The 19,904-nt window shown below is 38.1% G+C and carries 18 protein-coding genes and 2 pseudogenes; all 20 read left to right on the plus strand.

Features of this window, described 5'->3' with window-relative positions; translation table 11 throughout:
* Positions 1-57: 57 nt before the first annotated feature.
* The 20 genes and pseudogenes from LBYS11_RS04375 (at position 58) to ftsA (ending at position 19,881) form a co-directional block, all read left to right on the plus strand.
* Positions 58-591, plus strand: a complete 534-nt coding sequence (locus LBYS11_RS04375; protein WP_004224818.1) for a YceD family protein — start codon at positions 58-60, stop codon at positions 589-591.
* Between the two features lie 24 nt (positions 592-615).
* Positions 616-789: a 50S ribosomal protein L32 gene (gene rpmF / locus LBYS11_RS04380; protein WP_004224819.1), complete on the plus strand. Its 174-nt coding sequence runs from the start codon at positions 616-618 to the stop codon at positions 787-789.
* Positions 790-952: 163 nt separating this feature from the next.
* Positions 953-1,720: an enoyl-CoA hydratase/isomerase family protein gene (locus LBYS11_RS04385; protein WP_016992547.1), complete on the plus strand. Its 768-nt coding sequence runs from the start codon at positions 953-955 to the stop codon at positions 1,718-1,720.
* A 111-nt stretch (positions 1,721-1,831) separates the two neighbouring features.
* A complete protein-coding gene (locus LBYS11_RS04390; protein WP_103117540.1) occupies positions 1,832-2,209 on the plus strand; it encodes a transcriptional regulator in 378 nt (125 codons plus the stop codon).
* A 377-nt stretch (positions 2,210-2,586) separates the two neighbouring features.
* Positions 2,587-3,489 carry a ketopantoate reductase family protein gene (locus LBYS11_RS04395; RefSeq protein WP_103117541.1) on the plus strand — a complete coding sequence of 301 codons (903 nt, stop codon included), beginning with the start codon at positions 2,587-2,589 and terminating at the stop codon, positions 3,487-3,489.
* On the plus strand, positions 3,486-3,881 hold the full coding sequence (locus LBYS11_RS04400) for a DUF3397 domain-containing protein (protein ID WP_103117542.1): 396 nt from the start codon (positions 3,486-3,488) through the stop codon (positions 3,879-3,881). Before LBYS11_RS04395 ends, LBYS11_RS04400 begins: the two co-directional genes overlap by 4 nt.
* A gap of 397 nt (positions 3,882-4,278) precedes the next feature.
* The gene (bshC, locus tag LBYS11_RS04405) at positions 4,279-5,895 is read left to right on the plus strand and encodes a bacillithiol biosynthesis cysteine-adding enzyme BshC (protein WP_048394671.1); all 1,617 of its coding nucleotides are present in this window, start codon (positions 4,279-4,281) and stop codon (positions 5,893-5,895) included.
* A gap of 254 nt (positions 5,896-6,149) precedes the next feature.
* Positions 6,150-6,581: a division/cell wall cluster transcriptional repressor MraZ gene (mraZ, locus tag LBYS11_RS04410; RefSeq protein ID WP_004224832.1), complete on the plus strand. Its 432-nt coding sequence runs from the start codon at positions 6,150-6,152 to the stop codon at positions 6,579-6,581.
* Positions 6,582-6,643: 62 nt separating this feature from the next.
* Positions 6,644-7,594 (plus strand): 16S rRNA (cytosine(1402)-N(4))-methyltransferase RsmH, encoded by a 951-nt coding sequence (gene rsmH / locus LBYS11_RS04415; RefSeq protein WP_048394669.1) that lies wholly within the window; start codon positions 6,644-6,646, stop codon positions 7,592-7,594.
* A complete protein-coding gene (gene ftsL, locus LBYS11_RS04420) occupies positions 7,595-7,966 on the plus strand; it encodes a cell division protein FtsL (RefSeq protein ID WP_004224836.1) in 372 nt (123 codons plus the stop codon).
* Positions 7,963-10,184: pseudogene (locus tag LBYS11_RS04425) on the plus strand (penicillin-binding protein). The gene ftsL and the pseudogene LBYS11_RS04425 overlap by 4 nt, the downstream one beginning before the upstream one ends.
* Before the next feature lie 57 nt (positions 10,185-10,241).
* Complete coding sequence (locus LBYS11_RS04430; RefSeq protein WP_103117543.1) at positions 10,242-12,158, plus strand: stage V sporulation protein D; 1,917 nt, start codon at positions 10,242-10,244, stop codon at positions 12,156-12,158.
* A gap of 125 nt (positions 12,159-12,283) precedes the next feature.
* Positions 12,284-13,254, plus strand: a pseudogene (mraY, locus tag LBYS11_RS04435) (phospho-N-acetylmuramoyl-pentapeptide-transferase).
* On the plus strand, positions 13,254-14,603 hold the full coding sequence (gene murD / locus LBYS11_RS04440; RefSeq protein ID WP_048394660.1) for a UDP-N-acetylmuramoyl-L-alanine--D-glutamate ligase: 1,350 nt from the start codon (positions 13,254-13,256) through the stop codon (positions 14,601-14,603). The pseudogene mraY and the gene murD overlap by 1 nt, the downstream one beginning before the upstream one ends.
* Before the next feature lie 40 nt (positions 14,604-14,643).
* Entirely contained in the window at positions 14,644-15,723 is a 1,080-nt protein-coding gene (gene ftsW / locus LBYS11_RS04445; RefSeq protein WP_048394659.1) for a putative lipid II flippase FtsW, read from the plus strand.
* Between the two features lie 21 nt (positions 15,724-15,744).
* A complete protein-coding gene (locus LBYS11_RS04450; protein WP_103117544.1) occupies positions 15,745-16,578 on the plus strand; it encodes a cell division protein FtsQ/DivIB in 834 nt (277 codons plus the stop codon).
* Positions 16,556-17,284, plus strand: a complete 729-nt coding sequence (locus LBYS11_RS04455) for a DUF881 domain-containing protein (protein ID WP_048394654.1) — start codon at positions 16,556-16,558, stop codon at positions 17,282-17,284. Before LBYS11_RS04450 ends, LBYS11_RS04455 begins: the two co-directional genes overlap by 23 nt.
* A gap of 123 nt (positions 17,285-17,407) precedes the next feature.
* Positions 17,408-18,127 (plus strand): DUF881 domain-containing protein, encoded by a 720-nt coding sequence (locus LBYS11_RS04460; RefSeq protein ID WP_036077135.1) that lies wholly within the window; start codon positions 17,408-17,410, stop codon positions 18,125-18,127.
* A gap of 3 nt (positions 18,128-18,130) precedes the next feature.
* Positions 18,131-18,502 carry a small basic family protein gene (locus LBYS11_RS04465; RefSeq protein WP_048394651.1) on the plus strand — a complete coding sequence of 124 codons (372 nt, stop codon included), beginning with the start codon at positions 18,131-18,133 and terminating at the stop codon, positions 18,500-18,502.
* 95 nt (positions 18,503-18,597) lie between these two features.
* Positions 18,598-19,881 carry a cell division protein FtsA gene (gene ftsA / locus LBYS11_RS04470; RefSeq protein ID WP_004224856.1) on the plus strand — a complete coding sequence of 428 codons (1,284 nt, stop codon included), beginning with the start codon at positions 18,598-18,600 and terminating at the stop codon, positions 19,879-19,881.
* The last annotated feature ends 23 nt before the right edge of the window (positions 19,882-19,904 follow it).

Raw genomic sequence — 19,904 nt, forward strand, 5'->3', positions numbered from 1 at the left:
GACATCTATTTTTACACATTATATAATCAACAGTGTTGTCTCGAGGTGATTAAACGAATGAAATGGTCAATTCATCAATTATCTAAATACCGCCAAAACGGGATGCCAATCGATGCCTTTGTCCAGCTGGATGAAGTGATGGAGCGAAACCAGGATATTCGAGCAATTTCGCCCGTTCATGTAAAAGGGCTATGTACTTTTGGTGCATCGCAAATGACATGTCAGTTAACTGTGACAGCAACGTTAACACTACCATGTGCTCGCACATGGGAGGATGTTGAGTTTCCAATTGAAGTTGAGACAGTTGAAATTTTTAGCTGGATTGACGAAGATAAACGAGGAGACGATGACGGAGACATTCACTATATTGACGGTGAAGTCATCGACATGAAACCGGTTCTTGAGGAATTAGTTTTGCTTGAGGTACCAATGCAAGTGTTCAAGGAAGATTCTGAAGGACAAGTGCATGGTGGTAAAAATTGGTCTTATGCAACAGATGAAGACGTAGAGCTACACAAAAAAGCTGACGAACAAAAAGTGGATCCAAGACTAGCTGCTTTAGCTAAGTATTTTGATCAAACAGACGAATAGACGATCTGTAAGGAGGTGCCATCAATGGCTGTACCATTTAGAAGAACTTCTAAAACTGCAAAAAGAAAGCGTCGTACGCATTTCAAATTATCTGTACCTGGTATGGTAACTTGCCCTAACTGTGGTGAGGCTAAATTATCACACCGTGTTTGCAAAGCTTGCGGACAATACAAAGGTAAAGAAGTAGTAAGCAAATAATACAGTGTTTGCTCACTTAAAAGGCTAGTAGAGAGACCATGGCTCTTTACTAGCCTTTTTGTTTGCTTAAAAAGACGGAATATTTCGTTGATTATGAAGTTCTTTACAATAGTGAAATAATTGTGTGATACAATTTATTCATTGCGACAAAGGGGGTAGTAATATGTCTTATACGATTGACAATCATGATGGCATTATGACGTTTACCATTAACCGTGAAGAGAAACGGAATGCTGTCAATGATGAAGTGATGAACGGTCTTCAAGAAGTCATTACATATATTCGTGGGCATGAAGATGTGCGTTTCTTAGTAGTGACTGGTGCTGGCGATAAATCGTTTTGCTCAGGAGGGGATTTATCTGAGTTTCATTCATTGGAAACAGAGGATGAGGCATTTGGTATGTTAAGTAAGATGGGGAAAATATTATATGACCTTGCTACGCTTCCTGTACCAACTATAGCACTTATAAATGGTACGGCTGTTGGAGGTGGCTGTGAGATTGCAACAGCTTGTGATTTTCGTTTAGTAGCTAGCCATGCGAAATGTGGATTTATTCAAGGAACACTGGCCATTACAAGTGGCTGGGGTGGCGGTACATATTTATTTGAACGAGGTTTGCGTCATGATCGTGCGATGAAGATGCTCGTGGATGCGAAGCCTTACCCTGCGCAATTATTATATGAGATAGGGTGGGCTATGCGTGTTTTTGAAGGCTCAAAAGAAGATGCCTTGAACGATTTTATTGAACATATGCGAAAAATTCATCCTTCTGTTCATAAAGCTTATAAGGAGATTGAGCTTAGAAAGTGGCGTGAACGAAATATGTATGAGCGTGTGATGGAAGAAGTTCGTACCTGTGCAAAGTTGTGGGAAAGTGAAGCGCACCATCAAGCGGTTAATAATTTCTTGACAAAGAAGAATAATAAGTAATGTATAAAGACAGTGTTGAGAGTAAAAACATCATCACTGTCTTTTTTCATGCAATGATTCTATTTTGCTTGCTTTTGCATATAGTAGTAAAAAATGCGAGGGTGATAGATTATGGAATTGAAAAAAAGAAAAGATCAATGGACAAAGGAAGATGATGAAAGACTAGCAGAAATCGTATTGCATAATGTGCAAAATGGCAAAACACAGCTAGAGGCCTTTGAAATGGCGGCCATAGAACTAGGTCGTACAAAACAAGCGTGTGGCTTCCGATGGAATAAAACATTGCGTGGTCAATATAGTCAGTCACTACTAGCTGTGCGAAATCAGCCCCAACAATCTATGCGAAGTCATTTGAAATTAGCGTTGACAAGTTTTGACGAATTAACGGAGGCTTATCAAACGCTTGAAATAAAGCATCGGGAATTGCAAAATGAGCATGAGAAGCTAGTGAAATGGCTTCAGCAAGGTTATTCATTAATGAAAGATTAAAATTATGATTACGTGGTTTTTGGAACATGAATTACATTGCTTTTCTTTTATGGACATAAAACCCTTTCTGTATATCGTCAATAATCAGTCTATCCTGTATAATAAAAGAACCTGCGTAGAAGGTGCCTTAGATGTATTCTAAGGCACCTTATTCTTATAGTTTTATGAAAGTATACTATTCAGAGGTGAAGCATCAGATGGGGGTTTTAAAGTCTGCTGTTATAGGAGGCACGCCAAAAAGTGCGTCACCCTTTTTGATGGTGTGAATAGTATTGTGTTGCTTCAAAGTATCACAGAGTGTTTTGAGTATTTTGGGATAATATGGATGTGGTGACATCGAGGAACATTGATCAGTAAAGTTGGAAAGGGTGTAGACAATGAAAGTAGCGATACTTGGAGCAGGGGCAGTTGGTCAATTAACAGCAAGTTTTTTAGCGGAGTCTGGTGTACCAGTAACGTTGGTTGCCAGAAGGCAGGAACAAGTAATTGAACTAAATGCCAAGAAGTTAACACGTATCAACGTTGATGGGACTAAAACTGTGCAAAGGATTGTTGCTACTACAGATTTGGCTAATCTACCAAAGCAAGATTTACTAGTGATTGCTGTTAAATACGGACATTTGCAAAAGCTCTACAATCAATTAGCCTTATTCTCAAGTGAAATGCCGTTGCTTTTTATGCAAAACGGCTTAGCGCATTTTGAGGAGGCACTACTCTTGCCACAAAAAAATATCGCCTTTGGTTCAGTGACCTTTGGAGCTCAATTGTTGGACCATTCAACGGTTCAACATAGAGGAGTAGGGCTATTTAAAATAGCAATAGAACGAGGAGAACACCAGGCTTTTCAACAGCTACTACAATTACAACGTTCCTTATTTCCTATTGAATTGGCTAGTAATGCAGAGCAAATGCTTTTTGCAAAAGCGGTACTTAATAGCTTAATTAATCCATTGACAGCTGTATTGCAAGTAAAGAACGGAGAGTTAGTGACTAATCAACAAGCATTTTTACTGCTAGAAAATATTTATCGAGAGCTTACGGAAGCTTTTGAAGATATTGAACACACCATATCTTTTAGTGATGTGATAGACTTATGTAGGAAAACGGCCAACAATACTTCATCTATGCTAGCGGATCGTCTGCAGGGGAGAAAAAGTGAAATCGAAACAATTGTTGGTGTCATTCTAAATAAAGCTTTAGCAAACGGTCATAATTTACCTACTTTGCGTACTTTATATCATCAAGTGCTTGCAATAGAGGAGAGCGGTGAAAGAAGTTGAAAGACCTTTTACATATAGTTATTAGTATCATTATTTTTTGTCCAATTGTTCTTTTCGTAATTGTTTATCTGATTGGCAGGAAAGTTAAAATTCGAGGCACACATGCTTTTGGAGCAGCCTCTGATGTTACGACATTGTGCTTGTTTTTTTCTGTTCCGTTAGCTATCGGTGTGCTTTGGCGTGTGAATGTTGGGGCGCTTTTAGTGATCCTTGCGATAATGATGGCCATGATTTTTACATATATTGATTGGCGGACTAAAAAGGAAATAGAAGTAAAGCCGTTATTAAAGAAAATTTGGCGTTTTTTATTCTTAATACTTAGTACAGCTTATCTAGTAATATGTATCGTGGGTGTTATCCAATCCATTATGGAATATTTACAGGTTGTCTAAGCATTTTCTTTTCATGTTGAAGCTTTAAGCGTTAAAATAATAGCATTAAAATAGTTATAAAAATCATTCTGTGGGGATGAGAATATGGATTGCATTCATAAACCTTCGAAACTAGAAGCGTAGTTCAGTGATATGAGGAAGTGAACCAGCGCATGTTTTTTTCTACCGAAAGCAAAGTTAGGTATAGAAAATATTTCTCGAGGGAGAATGATGGCTTTTAAATCGAAATGTCTGCTGCAACATTGTTGCCTAAAAGCCGCTAATAGATGCCGCGGATTTTTTTGAGCAATTTGAATGTCAAGGCAACATTGAAAGCCTCATGTGCATAGTATGAATGAAATTCAATTTCTTGTTATGAGTAAGGAAATGATTTAGTGAGTAGAGGAGTTTATGTTAAATGAAACTGGAGTCAATCCAAGTACCTATAAAAAATCATGTACTAGCAGATTACTGGTCGCCAAATACTGCCATTCATCAATTTTTTGAGTATGAATACAATGATCAAGCTTTTGAGAAAAGAGCGGAGCATTTAGCGCGAAATTCCCGTGATCAAAAAGAGTTAACAACAATCATCCGTCAATTTATGGAGCCGCTGGGGTTATCCAAAAAAACGAATGAACATTTAGAACAACTAGAGCAAGGAGCTATGGTAATAGTTGGTGGACAACAAGCAGGTATCTTAACAGGCCCTCTTTACTCCGTTCATAAAGCTATTTCAGTTATTGCATTAGCGAAAGAGCAAAGTACGAAGCTTCAACAGCCTGTTATTCCTGTTTTCTGGATAGCTGGAGAAGATCATGACTTAGAAGAAATCAATCACACCTATACGGTACATGGGGAATTGCTGAAAAAAAGAGCTTATGGGGAGCGCTCTAGACGTAAAACGATGGCTTCTGCAACAGCCCTCAACAAAGAGTCGATGACGCAATTAATTAATACAATTATTCGTGATATTGGAGAAACAGAGTATACAGAAACGCTGATTAAGCAATTAGTTGACGCATTGAACAATAGTGAAACATTTACAGATTTCTTTGCCTGTCTAATGAATCAATTATTCAAAGAGGAAGGCTTATTATTAATCGATGCCGCTAACTTTCAATTCCGTCAATTTGAACATAAATATTTTGCTCAAATCATTCAATCCAATGAAGAAATTGCTAGAGTAGTAACGGAAAAGGAGCAAGAGCTTGAACGTGCTGGCTATGGTAAGCCTATTTTAGCAACATATGAAGCCGCCAATTTATTTTACGTAGAAGATGGGGAGCGACATCTTTTAGAAAGAAAAAATGATCTGTTTGTTAATTTAGCGGCAAACCTTAAATTTACACAAGAAGAGCTATTAGAAGTGGCGCATAATCATCCTGAACGTTTAAGTAATAACGTAGTAACTCGCCCATTGATGCAGGAGATGACATTGCCAGTATTAGCGTTTGTTGGAGGTCCAGGAGAGCTAGCTTATTGGGCGACACTGAAAAATGCATTTTCAGTGTTAGATTTACAAATGCCGATTTTTGCTCCGCGCCTACATATAACTATTGTCACTCGTCATGTAGAGCAATTATTACGCGAGCATCAACTAACTGTTACTGACGTATGGGAAGGGAAAGCATTACACCTGAAAGAACGTTTTATTGCAGATGTACAGGACAGTGAAGCCAAACGTCAAATTCAAGCTATGCAGCAGTTGTTAGTAGAAAAATATGAAGAGCTAGCCTCCTATTTAGAGAAACAGCATCTGCAATTAGATAAGATTCTTGAGAAAAATCAAGAAAATCATGCGAAGCAATTTGACTATCTACAGCAAAAAATTGAACAAACTGTATTGGGTAAGCATGAAACGACGATTCGTAAATTTATGACATTGCAAAATGAATTATATCCGAATGATGGTTTCCAAGAGAGATCCTTTAATCCTTATCAATATTTCAATGAGTTTGGACCTATGTTAATTACTGAAATGCTGAAGCAAAATTATAGCATCGGTAAACACCACTATTTACTTTATTTATAAAATTAATAAACAGATACTTTTTACCTAAGTAGTAATTTGATATCCTGTGAATTTGATGAATAATGTCGAGATAAATAGTATTTAAAGAGCTATCCTACCAGGGGTGGCTCTTTTTTTGTATCATTTAGCACATGTCAAAAAAATTCCTAAAGGTCTAATTGCATATTAAGTGATAAAATGTCAAGTTTTTTTTAAAAAAAGTGGAGGAAAGTGGGGGGATGTGGTACATTATTTAATAAAGTGGGGTGAGTAGTATGTTCATGGGAGAATATCAACACTCCGTTGATGCGAAAGGGCGATTAATCGTACCGGCAAAATTTCGTGAAGCTTTAGGCGAAACGTTTGTTGTCACAAGAGGTCTCGATAACTGTCTATTTGGCTATCCTATGAATGAATGGCGAAAACTCGAAGAGAAATTAAAAGGTTTACCAATGACCAAAAAAGATACACGAGCATTTGCGAGGTTTTTCTTTTCTGGAGCAACAGAGGTAGAGATAGACAAGCAGGGGCGTATCAACATCCCAGCTACCCTTATGCAGCATGCGCATCTAGTAAAAGAATGTGTGGTGTTGGGTGTTTCAAATCGAATCGAGATTTGGGCTAAGGATGCTTGGGAAGCTTACTTTAGTGAGTCTGAACAATCTTTTAATGAAATTGCAGAAAATATGATTGGCTTTGATTTTTAACTTGTAATAGGCATTACAACGTGATAGTTGAATGAGGTTAAGGCCTGAGAGGAGCGAGTGGTATGTTCGATCATACAACCGTGTTATTAAAAGAAACTGTTGATGGGTTGAACATAGATCCTGATGGTGTATATGTGGACTGTACACTAGGTGGTGCGGGACACAGTGAATATCTAGTACAACAATTATCAGATAAAGGCCGCTTAATTTGTTTTGATCAAGATATGACGGCTATTGAAAATGCGAAAATTCGATTAGCACCTTATATAGAGCGTGTTACATTTATACATTCGAATTTCCGTTACTTAAAAGAAGAACTATTAGCTCATGGCATTAAGCAGGTTGATGGTATTTTATATGACTTAGGCGTATCTTCTCCACAATTAGATACACCTGAGAGAGGCTTTAGTTATCACCACGATGCACCACTTGATATGCGTATGGATCAAACTGCAACACTGACAGCATCAGATGTTGTTAATCAATGGGCATACGAAGATCTTGTTCGTATATTTTTCCGTTATGGAGAAGAAAAGTTTTCTAAACAAGTTGCCCGTAAAATTGAAGAGGCTCGAAAAACAGCACCGATTGAAACAACTGGTCAACTTGTAGAATTAATTAAAGAGGGTATTCCAGCAGCGGCACGCCGAAAAGGTGGACATCCGGCAAAGCGCATTTTCCAAGCAATAAGAATTGCTGTTAATGATGAGCTAGGCGCAGCAGAGGATTCATTAGTCGATGCGATTGATATGATTAACGTAGGGGGGCGCATTAGTGTCATTACGTTCCATTCATTGGAGGACCGCCTATGCAAGACAATCTTTAAGGAAGCGTCATCATTACCGGAATTACCGCCAAATTTACCTGTAATTCCTGATGACATGAAGCCAACTTTAAAGCTTATTACACGAAAGCCTATTATTCCTTCTGATGAAGAATTGGCAGTTAATAATCGTGCGCGTTCAGCGAAGCTTAGAGTGGTGGAGAAAATTAACGACAAAGGGCGTGAGTAAATGGCAGCAGTTCGTGTAAGGCAACAGCACCAACATCAACAAGTGCAACAACCGATAACACCACCTAGTCCACAACCCACTATCATACGTCGTAAAAAAACGAACCAGAAGTTTGAAAAGACAATGCTAATTGTTTTAATTGGCATTATTGCTGTACTAGGAATTCTTGTATTAAATAAACAAGCAGCGATTCAAACAACAAGTATAGACATTCAAAAAATCGAATCAGAAGCAGAAGAGATTGCGAAACAGAATGTTGACTTAACGGTTCGTGTAAGTGAACTTTCTACATACGAAAACATATGGAAAAAAGCCAAAGAACTCGGTTTAACTCAAAATGAGAAAAATGTAAAGGTAGTGCCGGGAGAATGAAAAAAAAGAGATTTCGATTCCAATGGGGAGCCTTTCTATTATTAATTTTTTATGGAGGGCTCTTTTTTCTATTATTCACAAGAATGGTGACATTACAGGCTACAGGTGAAGTGGAAGGACAAGAGCTTGCAGCGAGAGCAGCAGCTAAGTATGGTAAGGAAAGTGTAATTACAGCTAATCGTGGGAAGATTTATGATCAAAATGGACAAGTAATTGCAGAGGATACATTGAGTTATCGCATGATTGCCATTGTAAGCGAAAAGGCTACAACAGATCCAAAGAATCCTCGTCATGTAGTGGATTCGGAGAAAACGGCAAAAGTACTAGCGAAATATATTCCAGCGATGAAGGAAAAGGAAGACGAGATTGTTAAAAAATTGAACAATCGATATAGAAGTGATGGTGAACCTTTATATCAAGTTGAGTTTGGTAGCGCAGGCCGTGGCATTAGTCACGAGGTCATGAGTAAAATAAAGGAAGAAAAATTACCAGGAATTCTCTTTGTGAGTGACTTAAAACGGTATTATCCAAATGGTGTATTTGCCTCTCATTTAATTGGCTATGCTCTCAAAAAGATAATGAAGATGGCACGGTTACAACCAAGGGAGAAATGGGTCTAGAATATACGTATGATAAAGAATTAACAGGCGTTAATGGCAAGGTGGAATATGAGACAGATGCTTTCCGCTATTTGCTTCCAAACAGTGAGAAAATGATTACACCTGCAAAAAATGGGGACGACATTTATTTAACACTTGATAAAACAATCCAAAGCTTCTTAGAGGAAGCAATGACAAAGGTTGAACAGGAATATAATCCTGAGTCCATGACCGCGGTAGTAGCAGATCCGAAGACCGGAAAGATTCTAGCAATGTCACAGCGTCCTACATTTAACCCAGAAACACGTGATAGTCAAAATATGAAGTGGCTGAATGAGGTGATTGAGGAGACAATTGAGCCTGGCTCAACGATGAAAACTTTCACGCTTGCTTCAGCTATCGATACGGGAAAATGGACACCGAATGATTCATTTATGTCAGGTTCATATACAGTATTTGACCGTACGATTCGAGATCACAATAGATATGGTTGGGGTCCAATTACTTATTTAGAAGGTTTTCAACGCTCTGCCAATACTGGTATGGCCCATTTATTAACTAAGATTGGCGATGATGTATTTATTGATTATCTGGATCGCTTTGGTTTTGGGCACAAAACGGGAATTGATTTACCGAATGAAGCAGCGGGTACTATTTTATCAAAGTACCCTATTCAACGAGTAACAACAACTTACGGCCAAGGTTCAACAGTAACACCTATTCAGTTAATCCAAGCGATGACTGCTATAGCGAATGATGGCAAGATGATGCAACCGTATGTTATCGACCGTATTGTTGATTCTTCTACAGGGAAAATTATTCAAAATCATGAGCCTGTTGAAAAAGGACAGCCGATTAAAGCTGATACAGCGAAACAAGTACGAGAAATCCTAGCTTCAACATTAACATCAAAACATGGGACAGCGAAGGATTTTATATTGGAGGATTATGAGGTTGCAGGGAAAACGGGGACTGCCCAAATTCCGAAAGCTAGTGGTGGATATCTTTCAAACCAATACCTTTATTCATTTTTAGGCTTGGCTCCTGTAGATGATCCACAGCTAATTGTATATGTCTCAGTGAAAAAACCTAAGCTGAACAATGAGCTTGGATCTGTACCAGTATCAAAAGTCTTTAATCCAGTTATGTTAAATAGCTTAAAGCACCTTAATATCAACCCAGACGATGTTCAACATGTCAATAAAGTCAGCATTCAGGACTTTACAGGTCAAAGTGCTGAAGCGGTTGAAGTAGAATTAGCCAATGATGGTTTACAACCAATTGTTGTAGGTAGTGGTGGTAAAATTATTGAACAATATCCAACGAACACTCAAAAGCTGGTAAAAGGTAGTTTTGTATTTTTAAAGACAGATGGCGAGGTAACATTGCCTGACTTTACGAATTGGTCATTACGTAATTTACTAGTCTTCAAATCTATGACTGGACTAGAGATGGAAATATTCGGCGAAGGTTTTGTAGCAAGTCAAAGCGTTTCAGCTGGAACCGTCATCACTGATAGTTCCCCGATTGTTGTTAAGCTCAAAACACCTGCTGAAAGCTTTGTACAAGACGTTGAAGCTGCCTCTGAGGGTGAAGTTGAAGAAGTAGAGGATGAATAATACTGAATAGAAGTCCACTTTATTTCATACGTTGTAAAAAACAAGGTGTGATGTCGAATGAAGTGGATTTCTATCCATTCTAAAAAGCGTTTACGTATTTTATATGTGTTGTTTATGTGTGTAGCAGTGGCAATTGTTGTTAGGTTGTTCTTTTTGCAAGTGTTAGATCAAAAAGAATTGACTACTAAGGCAGAGGAGAACTGGGACAGGGAAATTCCATTTGCGAATGAACGAGGGCATATAACAGATCGAGATGGAGAGAGTATTGTAACTAATAAGCTAGCGCCTACTTTATATTTCATGCCTTCACAAAGTAATGATATTGAAGGAGCTGCTGAAAAAATTGCCCAGGTTCTAGAAGTGGATAAAGCGAAGCTATTAGAGAAAATGCAAAAAAAAGCGTACTTAGTGAAACTAGCACCTGAAGGCAAAAATATACCTTATGAAAAAGCAGTAGAATTACAAGGCATGCAAATTGAAGGATTGTATAGTGGTGTTGATTATTCTAGGGATTATCCTTATGGCACGCTATTATCTCGATTTTTAGGTTTTACGGGGTATGATGCCCAAGGATTAGCTGGGATTGAATATGAATATGATAAATTTCTGCAGGCTAATTCTTCTGCTATCCGTCTCTTTACAGATGCAAAAGGTAATAATTTGCCTAATGTTTCAAGTGCTTGGAAAGCAGGAGAGGATGGTGCTACGATCGAGCTAACAATTGACGTTGATGTACAGCAAGTCGTAGAGCGTGAGATGTCGCAAGCAATGAAGCGCTATGAAGCTGACCAAGCACTAGCGATTGCGATGAATCCAAACACTGGCGAAATTTTGGCATTAGCCTCTTATCCTACTTTCCATCCAGCTGAATATCAATTAGTAGAGCCAGCCATCTATAATCGAAATTTACCTGTATGGATGACGTATGAGCCCGGTTCTACTTTTAAAATTATTACCCTTAGTGCTGCGTTGGAAGAAAACTTAGTGGATTTGGAGCATGAAACCTTTTATGATCCAGGTTATACGATGGTGGCGGGAGCAAAGCTTCGCTGTTGGAAACGTGAAGGACATGGGCATGAAACCTTTTTAGAGGTGGTTGAGAACTCCTGTAACCCAGGCTTTATAGAATTAGGTCAGCGTCTAGGCAATGAGCGACTACTACAATATATTAAAGACTTTGGTTTTGGAAAAAAGACAGGGTCTAATATAGCTGGTGAAGCATCGGGTATTTTATTTTCCAAGGATGCCTTTGGTCCTGTTGAGCAGGCCACCACTTCATTTGGGCAAGGGGTAGCCGTGACACCTATTCAACAAGTTCAAGCAGTAGCTGCTGCCATAAATGGAGGCAAGCTTTATACGCCATATGTTGTGAAAAAGGTATTTAATCCAAATACAGGTGAAGTCATACAAGAAACGCAACCAGTTGTTAAAAATCAGGTAATTCGTGAAGAAACCTCTGCTAAGGTTCGAGGTGCTTTGGAATCAGTAGTAGCGAATGGTTCAGGTCGACAAGCCTTTCGAGATGGACTGCGAATTGGTGGTAAAACTGGAACAGCGCAAAAAGTTGAAAATGGCCGTTATAAAAGTGGAGAATACATCGTATCCTTTATTGGCTTTGCACCAGCAGACAATCCGCAAATTGTTGTCTATGTAGCTGTTGACAATCCGAAAAAGACAACCCAGTTTGGTGGTGTTGTAGCAGCACCTATAGTGGGGCAAATTATTGAGGATGTTGCGCCTTTTGTAGGTATTGAAAAATCGAAGGAACAACTGGAAAAGGATTATCGTTATGGTGACCCAATTACTGTGAAGGTACCGAATTTTATTGGTCAAACAAAGGATGATATTGCCAAGCAATTTTATCCATTCCGTATTGAATGGCATGGAGAAGGGACTAAAATTGGTAATCAATTACCTGAAGTGGATAGTGTTATCAAACAAGATGGTACCATTCATTTATATTTGGAGAACTAAAATAACTTTACCTTTAAAAAATGGGAAAGAACCACTATTATTATGAAGGGTAGTAATAATAAAATGAAAGTTAATGCTTTTTTCTTAAAGAAGAAAGTGAAACAAGATTTAAAGGAGATTTTTCAATGAAACTCGCAACAACACTTACCATTTTAGCTCTTGCTTTTATAGTAACAGTTATCCTGGCACCAATTAGTATTCCACTTCTTCGTCGTCTAAAGTTTGGGCAAAGTATTCGAGAAGAGGGACCAAAATCACATATGAAAAAAGCTGGTACACCAACAATGGGGGGAATCATTTTCTTAATATCCATCCTCGTAACAACTGTTGGTGTAGGTAGCTTTTTAGATTTATTAACGACACAGACCGTAGTACTTTTATTAGTATTAGCAGGATTCGGCTTAATAGGTTTATTAGATGATGGTTTAAAGGTTGTATTTAAAAGAAATTTAGGTTTAACCTCTCTTCAAAAATTGATTGGTCAAATTGTTATTGCTATTCTTGCGTATTTCCTTCTACATGTAGGATCGTTTGATACAACGTTAGCTATTCCATTTACGGAGTGGACTATTGATCTAGATGTATTCTATGTAGCCTTTTTAATTTTTGGTTAGTAGGCTTCTCCAATGCAGTGAATTTGACAGATGGACTAGACGGGCTAGTGGCGGGTACTGCCTCCATTGCCTTTGCAGCATTTGGTGTTATTGCGCTATTCCAAAGTCAGGCAGATATTGCACTATTTTCGTTTGCTGTAACAGGTGCTTTATTAGGCTTTTTATTATTTAATGCAAATCCTGCAAAGGTATTTATGGGGGATACGGGGTCATTAGCATTAGGTGGAGCATTAGCTATGGTATCTGTCTTAGTAAAAGAAGAATTCTTGCTTTTACTAGTTGGCTTAGTGTTTGTGATCGAAACACTTTCCGTTATTTTGCAGGTAGGTAGCTTTAAGCTGCGAAAAAAGCGTATTTTTAAAATGAGCCCTATTCATCATCATTTTGAATTATCGGGTTGGTCAGAATGGAAAGTAGTGCTTGTCTTCTGGTCAACTGCCTTAGCAGTAGCATTAATTGCAGTCTTATCGGAGGCGTTCTAATGAAAAACTATACAGATTTACAACATAAAAAAGTACTTGTATTAGGTCTAGCAAAAAGTGGTGTGGCCGCTGCTGAAATTTTACATGAGCTTGGTGCATTTGTAACAGTAAATGATTCAAAACCATTTGATGAAAGTCCAGATGCACAAGGGCTCTTACAGAAGGGGATTACAGTTATCTGTGGTCGCCATCCCGAAGATTTACTTGATGAAGGCTTTGAGTTAGTGGTAAAAAATCCAGGTATACCTTATAGCAATCGAATTGTGGCTGATGCCCTTAGTCGAGAGATTCCAGTCTGGACAGAGATTGAGCTAGCTTTTTTAATTAGTGATGCACCATTTATTGGTATAACAGGCTCAAATGGCAAAACAACGACGACAACTTTAATATTCGACATGTTAAGTAACGGAAGTAAAAATCCTTTAATTGCTGGAAATATTGGGACAGTTGCTTGTGGCGTCGCAAAAGAAGCTAATCAAGATGACATCATTGTAACAGAATTATCTTCTTTCCAATTGATGGGGATTAAAACGTTTAAGCCTAAAATTGCTATTTTGACGAATCTTTATGATGCGCATCTAGACTATCATGGAACATTTAATAACTATGCTGAAGCGAAGTTTGGCGTAACTCGTAATCAAGATGACAGTGATTATTTTATTTATAATGCCGACCAACCGATAGTGGTTGGATATGCAGCACAATCTCATGCACAGAAGATTCCATTCAGTTCGAAGGGGCGTACTGCAAATGGGATTAGTGCAGATGATACAACAATTTATTGGCAAGGTGAACCATACATGGATCGCGCAAACATTGCCTTGCCTGGTAAGCATAATTTAGAAAATATCCTAGCAGCCGTGGCAGCCTGTATTTTAGTTGGCTGTGACAAAGAGAAGATGGAAGAGGTTTTAGCGACATTTGGTGGAGTTAGACACCGTACACAATTCGTACGTGAATGGAACGGTCGAAAGATTTACAACGACTCTAAGGCAACCAATTGCTTAGCGACAAAGAGTGCTTTAGATGCTTTCCAAGCTCCTGTCATTTTACTCGCAGGTGGCTTAGATCGTGGACATTCTTTCGAAGAGCTTCGCCCTTGTATGAGTCATGTAAAGGGTGTTGTTGCGTTTGGAGAAACTGGCTTACGATTTGTAGAATTTGCAAAATCGTGTGGTGTCCAACATACCGTCATTGCTCAAAATGTAGAAGACGCTGTCCAATATGCAGCACCGATGTCTGCAGAAGGAGATGTTATTTTACTATCTCCAGCATGTGCAAGTTGGGATCAATATGACAGCTTTGAAATACGGGGAGATGTTTTTATTGATGCTGTAATGAAGCTGTAATGAGCCTGTAACTATTTTAGAATATACTTGACTTGGAAGGATGGCATTACTGAGAGGTAAAGAAAGCTACTTATTGCTCGTCACAACTTTGATGCTATCAATAATCGGCATTATTTTCGTCTATTCTGCAGGTACCTATTGGAGTGCCGTTCATTATAGTGGAAAAATGCCGTTTTATATGAAGCAAAGCGTATACTTTGTGGTAGCCATTGTCGTATTTTTAATCACGATTCGATTAAATATTTTGAGAGAGCAGTCCTTTTGGAAAATGGCCTATATATTTTCGTTAATTTTACTCGTTCTCGTCCTGATTCCTGGTATAGGATTAGTGCGAAATGGTTCGCAAAGCTGGATTGGTGTAGGTCCATTAACAATACAGCCGGCAGAGCTAACGAAAATTACCGTCATTGTGTACTTGAGCCATATATTAGCCCAACATAAAACGGGCACTCCTGTTGTTAACTGGCGACATGGTTTTATCCTGTTACTTCCTGTTGTTCTTATCATGTTGCAGCCGGATTTTGGCTCAGTATTTATTCTCGTTGTATCTGTGTTTTTATTGTTTTTTGTCGCTGGCTATCCTCTAAAATTATACGCCATGATTATGCTAGCTGGTGTCGCTGGATTAGTAGGTCTCATAGCGACAGCGCCATATCGTCTAAAGCGTATAGAAGCATTTCTTGATCCATGGGCTGATCCCTTGGTTAGTGGGTTCCAAGCGGTGCAATCTTTAATGGCTATCGGTCCAGCAGGGATTTTTGGGCATGGCTTTGGACAAAGCCGACAAAAGTTTCTGTATTTACCAGAGCCTCAAAATGATTTTATTTACGCCATTATTTTAGAAGAAGTCGGATTGATTGGTGGCCTCGTTATTTTAGTGCTTTTTGTACTAACGATCTATGCAGGCTATAGATTTGCTGTACAGGCTAAAAACCGAACGTCCTATTATGCGATTATCGGGCTAGTCACAATGCTTATGGTGCAGGCTTTTCTAAATATAGCCGTAGTAATAGGTTTAGTGCCAGTAACGGGTGTTACATTACCTTTTATTAGCTATGGTGGAACATCTTTAGTAACAATGTGGTTAATAATAGGTATTATTTATCAATTAGCGAAATAAATATAAAGGAGGAGTACTTTTATGGAGAAAGTAATTGATATAGAAGAACGCATACCTACGCTAAAAAAGCGACGAAAAAAGCGTACAAACCGGAAATTTATAGTGCTAATATTACTTTTCTTTATTGTGTTAGCAGTACTCCTTTATTTTCAATCTCCATACAGTAACATCAATAAAATCACTGTCAATGGTGCGAAGCTAGCGAATGACCAATATTATTTGGAGGCAAGTACTCTTGCGCCAGGAAAATCAATGTGGAGTTTCAAAGTGGAAGATATTGAACAGATTTTATTAAAGGATAAATGGGTAAAAGAAGTACAGGTTAACCGTAACTGGTTACAAGGCGTAACAATTGATATTAAAGAATGGAAAAAAGTTGCGTACTTTGCTGGGGATGGGACTTATTATCCTTTGCTAGAAAACGGCAAGCGCTTTGAACAAACGGGAAATGATACACCCATTGATGCACCTGTTTTTATCGGGATAACTGGTGAAAAGACAATTAATAAGCTTGTTGAACAGCTAGCACAATTAAAGCCCGAAGTATTAGCTTTAATTTCTCAGGTTAACACGAATAGTAATGAAGCAAATCCAAATGCAGTAAAGCTTTATATGAATGATGGCTACGAAGTACGTGCTGTTATTCAGACACTAGCGGAAAAGTTAAATTACTACCCCTCTATCGTCGCACAAATTGCTAACTTAGAAAAAGGTGTGATTGATTTAGAGGTCGGTTCATACTATCGTCCTTTTAACGAGGAATACAACAAGATTAGTATTGACATGGAAGTAAATGCAGATGGTGAAATGGTTAACCAGGAAGTGACAGAAGATGAACAACAAGAAGACGAATAGCAAAGGTAGTTTTTTTACTAGAAAACAATTCGAATTACTAATTGTTTGTGTAACAACAGGATTTATCATCGGCTATTCATACAACCAGGCGAAAGATAATCGAGAAGCAGGCACTATTAATTCTGAGCTTTTTGAGCAAGAAGATTCTTATCGTGAGGAGCTAATCACTCAACAAGAGCGCAATAAAGAACTTACGGAAGAACTAAATCATTTACAAGAACAAATTCGGAAGTATGAAAAATCCTTTGCTTCAAACGAAAAGGACTACAAGAAGCTTGTTGAGCAAGCAGAAGATTTACGGCTTTTACTCGGTGAACTAAAGAGTGAGGGGAAGGGCATACGCATAACCCTTCAAGATGGAGACTATGATCCAAAATCCTTAAATCCAAATGACTATATTGTCCATGAAAGTCATGTATTTAAATTGTTAAATGAACTAAAAATTTCAGGCGCGCAAGCTATTGCTATTAATGGACAACGTGTATTAGCGAGTTCTTATATTCGCTGTAATGGCCCAGTAATAACAATTGATGGTACACAACATCCAGCTCCGTTTGTAATCGAAGCGGTTGGTGATTCAGATACATTAATAGCTTCTTTAAACTTAAACGGGGGCGTGGTGGATCAATTATTAAATGACAATATTGTTGTGTCACTTGAAGAAAATCAGAAGCTTACCATGCCAAAAGTAAAAATAGAAAGTTAGGACAAGTTCTATACTTTAAACTTCATGTTTAATTTAGCCTTCAGTTATATAGTCGATTGTAGAAAATTATACAATTCAAAGTCGTATTCTGAGGGGCATACGATACGTCTAGGAGGGGCTATTTTGAAAAGAAATATGTACACCCGAATAACGATCGTGCTATTTATTATCGGTTTGATGATAGCGGTACAATACAATACCATACAAAAACCAGCTGAGCGAGATACACGAGATATTTGGGCAATAAGAGAGGAATTAGCACAAGAAAAACAAAGACATTCCGCACTACTGGCAGAAATTCGCTCACTTCATGAAGTAGTGGATCGCTATGAGCAATCTGAAAAAGTAAATCAGCAAGCAGCTTTAAATGAAACATTAAATCGTTTAAAGCTACAAGCAGGATTAACAGAAGTTATAGGGCCAGGTGTTGTACTTCGAGTTGAACCTGCACCTGAACTGATAGAAATGGGCTATGAAATTAAAGAGATTTCACCCGATTTGTTAACTCAATTATTGAATACCCTTTTTAAGAACAATGCTACTAATGTCTCAATTGATGGTAATCGGGTAGTACAAACAACAGCCATACGGGATATTAATGGTAAGACAACAGTAAACAGTATACCACTGTCTTCGCCTTCATTTGAGATATTTGTTGGGACAAGCGATTATAAAGCAGCACAAAAAATGTATAATTCCTTGCAGGCCTCAACATTTATAGACTCATTTTATTTAGACAATTTTAATTTAGTAATTGAAGAACCAATTGAACAGTTACAAATTCCAGCATTTGATCAGCCGTTGACAAATGATTATTTAGCAGAGGTAAAAAAAGGAGATTAATATATGTGGCTACCATTTTTAGGTTTGGTATTTGGACTTGCCCTTGGCTTGTTAACAAATATACAAATCCCCTCTATGTATGAAAATTATCTGTCAATAGCTGTTTTAGCAGCTTTAGATACATTATTTGGAGGTATTCGTGCTCAATTACAGCAAGTTTACGATGATAAAGTTTTTGTATCAGGATTCTTTTTTAATATAGTTCTAGCAGCAGGATTAGCTTTTATAGGAGTGAATTTGGGGATAGATTTGTATTTAGCAGCGATTTTCGCTTTTGGAGTACGTTTATTCCAAAATATAGCAATTATTAGGCGTATATTACTAACTCGGTTAGATGAGAAACGTCACAAGCGGAAAAAAACTTCCATAGAATGAGAGAAAAATTGACCAAAATACTCGATTTGCTTAGACATTATGCCAAATTTACAATAGAATGAAAACAAGAGCATTTTTCAAGGAGGTGCAGCGAATTGAATCAGCAAGATTTATACATTTCCCTTGATATTGGGTCCTCCTCTGTCAAGGTATTAATAGGTGAAATGAGTGACGGGCAATTACATGTAATTGGCGTCGGAAATGTAAAGTCGAATGGAGTTCGAAAAGGTGCAATTGTTGATATTGATGCAACAGTACAATCTATTCGAAAAGCAATAGAACAGGCCGAACGAATGACTGGTTATCAAATCCATGAAGTCGTTTTAGGCGTTCCAGCTAACCAGACGATGTTACAGCTAGTTAAAGGTGTTGTCGCTGTAAATAGTGAAAATAGAGAAATTACAGATGATGATTTAGACAGAGTGGTAGAATCTGCACAAGTCATGTCAATACCTCCTGAACGTGAATTAGTTAACATCATTCCAAGACAGTTTATTGTGGACAACCTTGATGAAATTAAAGATCCTCGTGGTATGATTGGCATCCGTCTTGAAATGGATGCAACAATGATAACGACATCCAAAACGCTTTTACACAATGTTCTTCGCTGTGTTGAGCGAGCGGGTTTAAGTATACGAGAAATATATTTGCAGCCATTAGCATCAGGCTACTTTGCATTAACTGAAGATGAAAAAAACCAAGGAACTGCCTTTATTGATTTAGGTGGCGGATCTACAACAATTGCAGTTTTTGAAGAGGGATTATTAACGCATACGGGTGTCATACCAGTTGGTGGTGATCATATAACGAAAGATATTTCAATCGTTTTAAAAACACCAACAGAACAAGCAGAACAAATTAAACACCAGTTTGGACATGCCTTTTATGATGACGCATCAGATGACGAACTCTTTGAAGTGCCTGTCGTGGGTACAGATTCTACTGATCAGTACAGCCAACGTTATATATCGGAGATTATCGGTGCTAGATTAGAAGAATTACTAGAGTTAGTTATAGATGAATTAGCACGTTTAGGTGTTAGAGATTTACCAGGCGGTGTAGTTTTAACTGGTGGTGTTGCAAAGCTTGAGGGGATTGCCCAATTAGCACGTCAAATTCTACAAACGCGTGTTAGAATCTATACACCCGATTATATCGGTGTTAGAGAGCCTTCATTTGCGACGGCAGTTGGACTTATTCGTTACGCCTATTTAGAAGATGATTTTTACGGTAAAAGTACGAATACGCAGCCTGTTGAATATGCAGTTGTAGGGGCTCAACCAGCTATAAGCAAAAAGCAAGAGTATTCTGCACCTTCAGAACCAAAAGAAAGCGTAATTGGGAGAGCAAAAAAATTATTTGATAAGTTTTTTGATTAACTAGAATGCGTAATGAATGATAC

Origin of the sequence: Lysinibacillus sp. YS11 (assembly GCF_002896375.1) — a bacterium.
Taxonomy (GTDB): Bacteria; Bacillota; Bacilli; order Bacillales_A; family Planococcaceae; genus Lysinibacillus; species Lysinibacillus capsici.

What these genes read in the sequence shown, in the direction of transcription:
- LBYS11_RS04375 (WP_004224818.1), top strand. Translation starts at nt 58, where the DNA reads ATGAAATGGTCAATTCATCAATTATCTAAATACCGCCAAAACGGGATG.
- rpmF (WP_004224819.1), top strand. Translation starts at nt 616, where the DNA reads ATGGCTGTACCATTTAGAAGAACTTCTAAAACTGCAAAAAGAAAGCGT.
- LBYS11_RS04385 (WP_016992547.1), top strand. Translation starts at nt 953, where the DNA reads ATGTCTTATACGATTGACAATCATGATGGCATTATGACGTTTACCATT.
- LBYS11_RS04390 (WP_103117540.1), top strand. Translation starts at nt 1,832, where the DNA reads ATGGAATTGAAAAAAAGAAAAGATCAATGGACAAAGGAAGATGATGAA.
- LBYS11_RS04395 (WP_103117541.1), top strand. Translation starts at nt 2,587, where the DNA reads ATGAAAGTAGCGATACTTGGAGCAGGGGCAGTTGGTCAATTAACAGCA.
- bshC (WP_048394671.1), top strand. Translation starts at nt 4,279, where the DNA reads ATGAAACTGGAGTCAATCCAAGTACCTATAAAAAATCATGTACTAGCA.
- mraZ (WP_004224832.1), top strand. Translation starts at nt 6,150, where the DNA reads ATGTTCATGGGAGAATATCAACACTCCGTTGATGCGAAAGGGCGATTA.
- rsmH (WP_048394669.1), top strand. Translation starts at nt 6,644, where the DNA reads ATGTTCGATCATACAACCGTGTTATTAAAAGAAACTGTTGATGGGTTG.
- ftsL (WP_004224836.1), top strand. Translation starts at nt 7,595, where the DNA reads ATGGCAGCAGTTCGTGTAAGGCAACAGCACCAACATCAACAAGTGCAA.
- LBYS11_RS04430 (WP_103117543.1), top strand. Translation starts at nt 10,242, where the DNA reads ATGAAGTGGATTTCTATCCATTCTAAAAAGCGTTTACGTATTTTATAT.
- murD (WP_048394660.1), top strand. Translation starts at nt 13,254, where the DNA reads ATGAAAAACTATACAGATTTACAACATAAAAAAGTACTTGTATTAGGT.
- ftsW (WP_048394659.1), top strand. Translation starts at nt 14,644, where the DNA reads ATGGCATTACTGAGAGGTAAAGAAAGCTACTTATTGCTCGTCACAACT.
- LBYS11_RS04450 (WP_103117544.1), top strand. Translation starts at nt 15,745, where the DNA reads ATGGAGAAAGTAATTGATATAGAAGAACGCATACCTACGCTAAAAAAG.
- LBYS11_RS04455 (WP_048394654.1), top strand. Translation starts at nt 16,556, where the DNA reads ATGAACAACAAGAAGACGAATAGCAAAGGTAGTTTTTTTACTAGAAAA.
- LBYS11_RS04465 (WP_048394651.1), top strand. Translation starts at nt 18,131, where the DNA reads ATGTGGCTACCATTTTTAGGTTTGGTATTTGGACTTGCCCTTGGCTTG.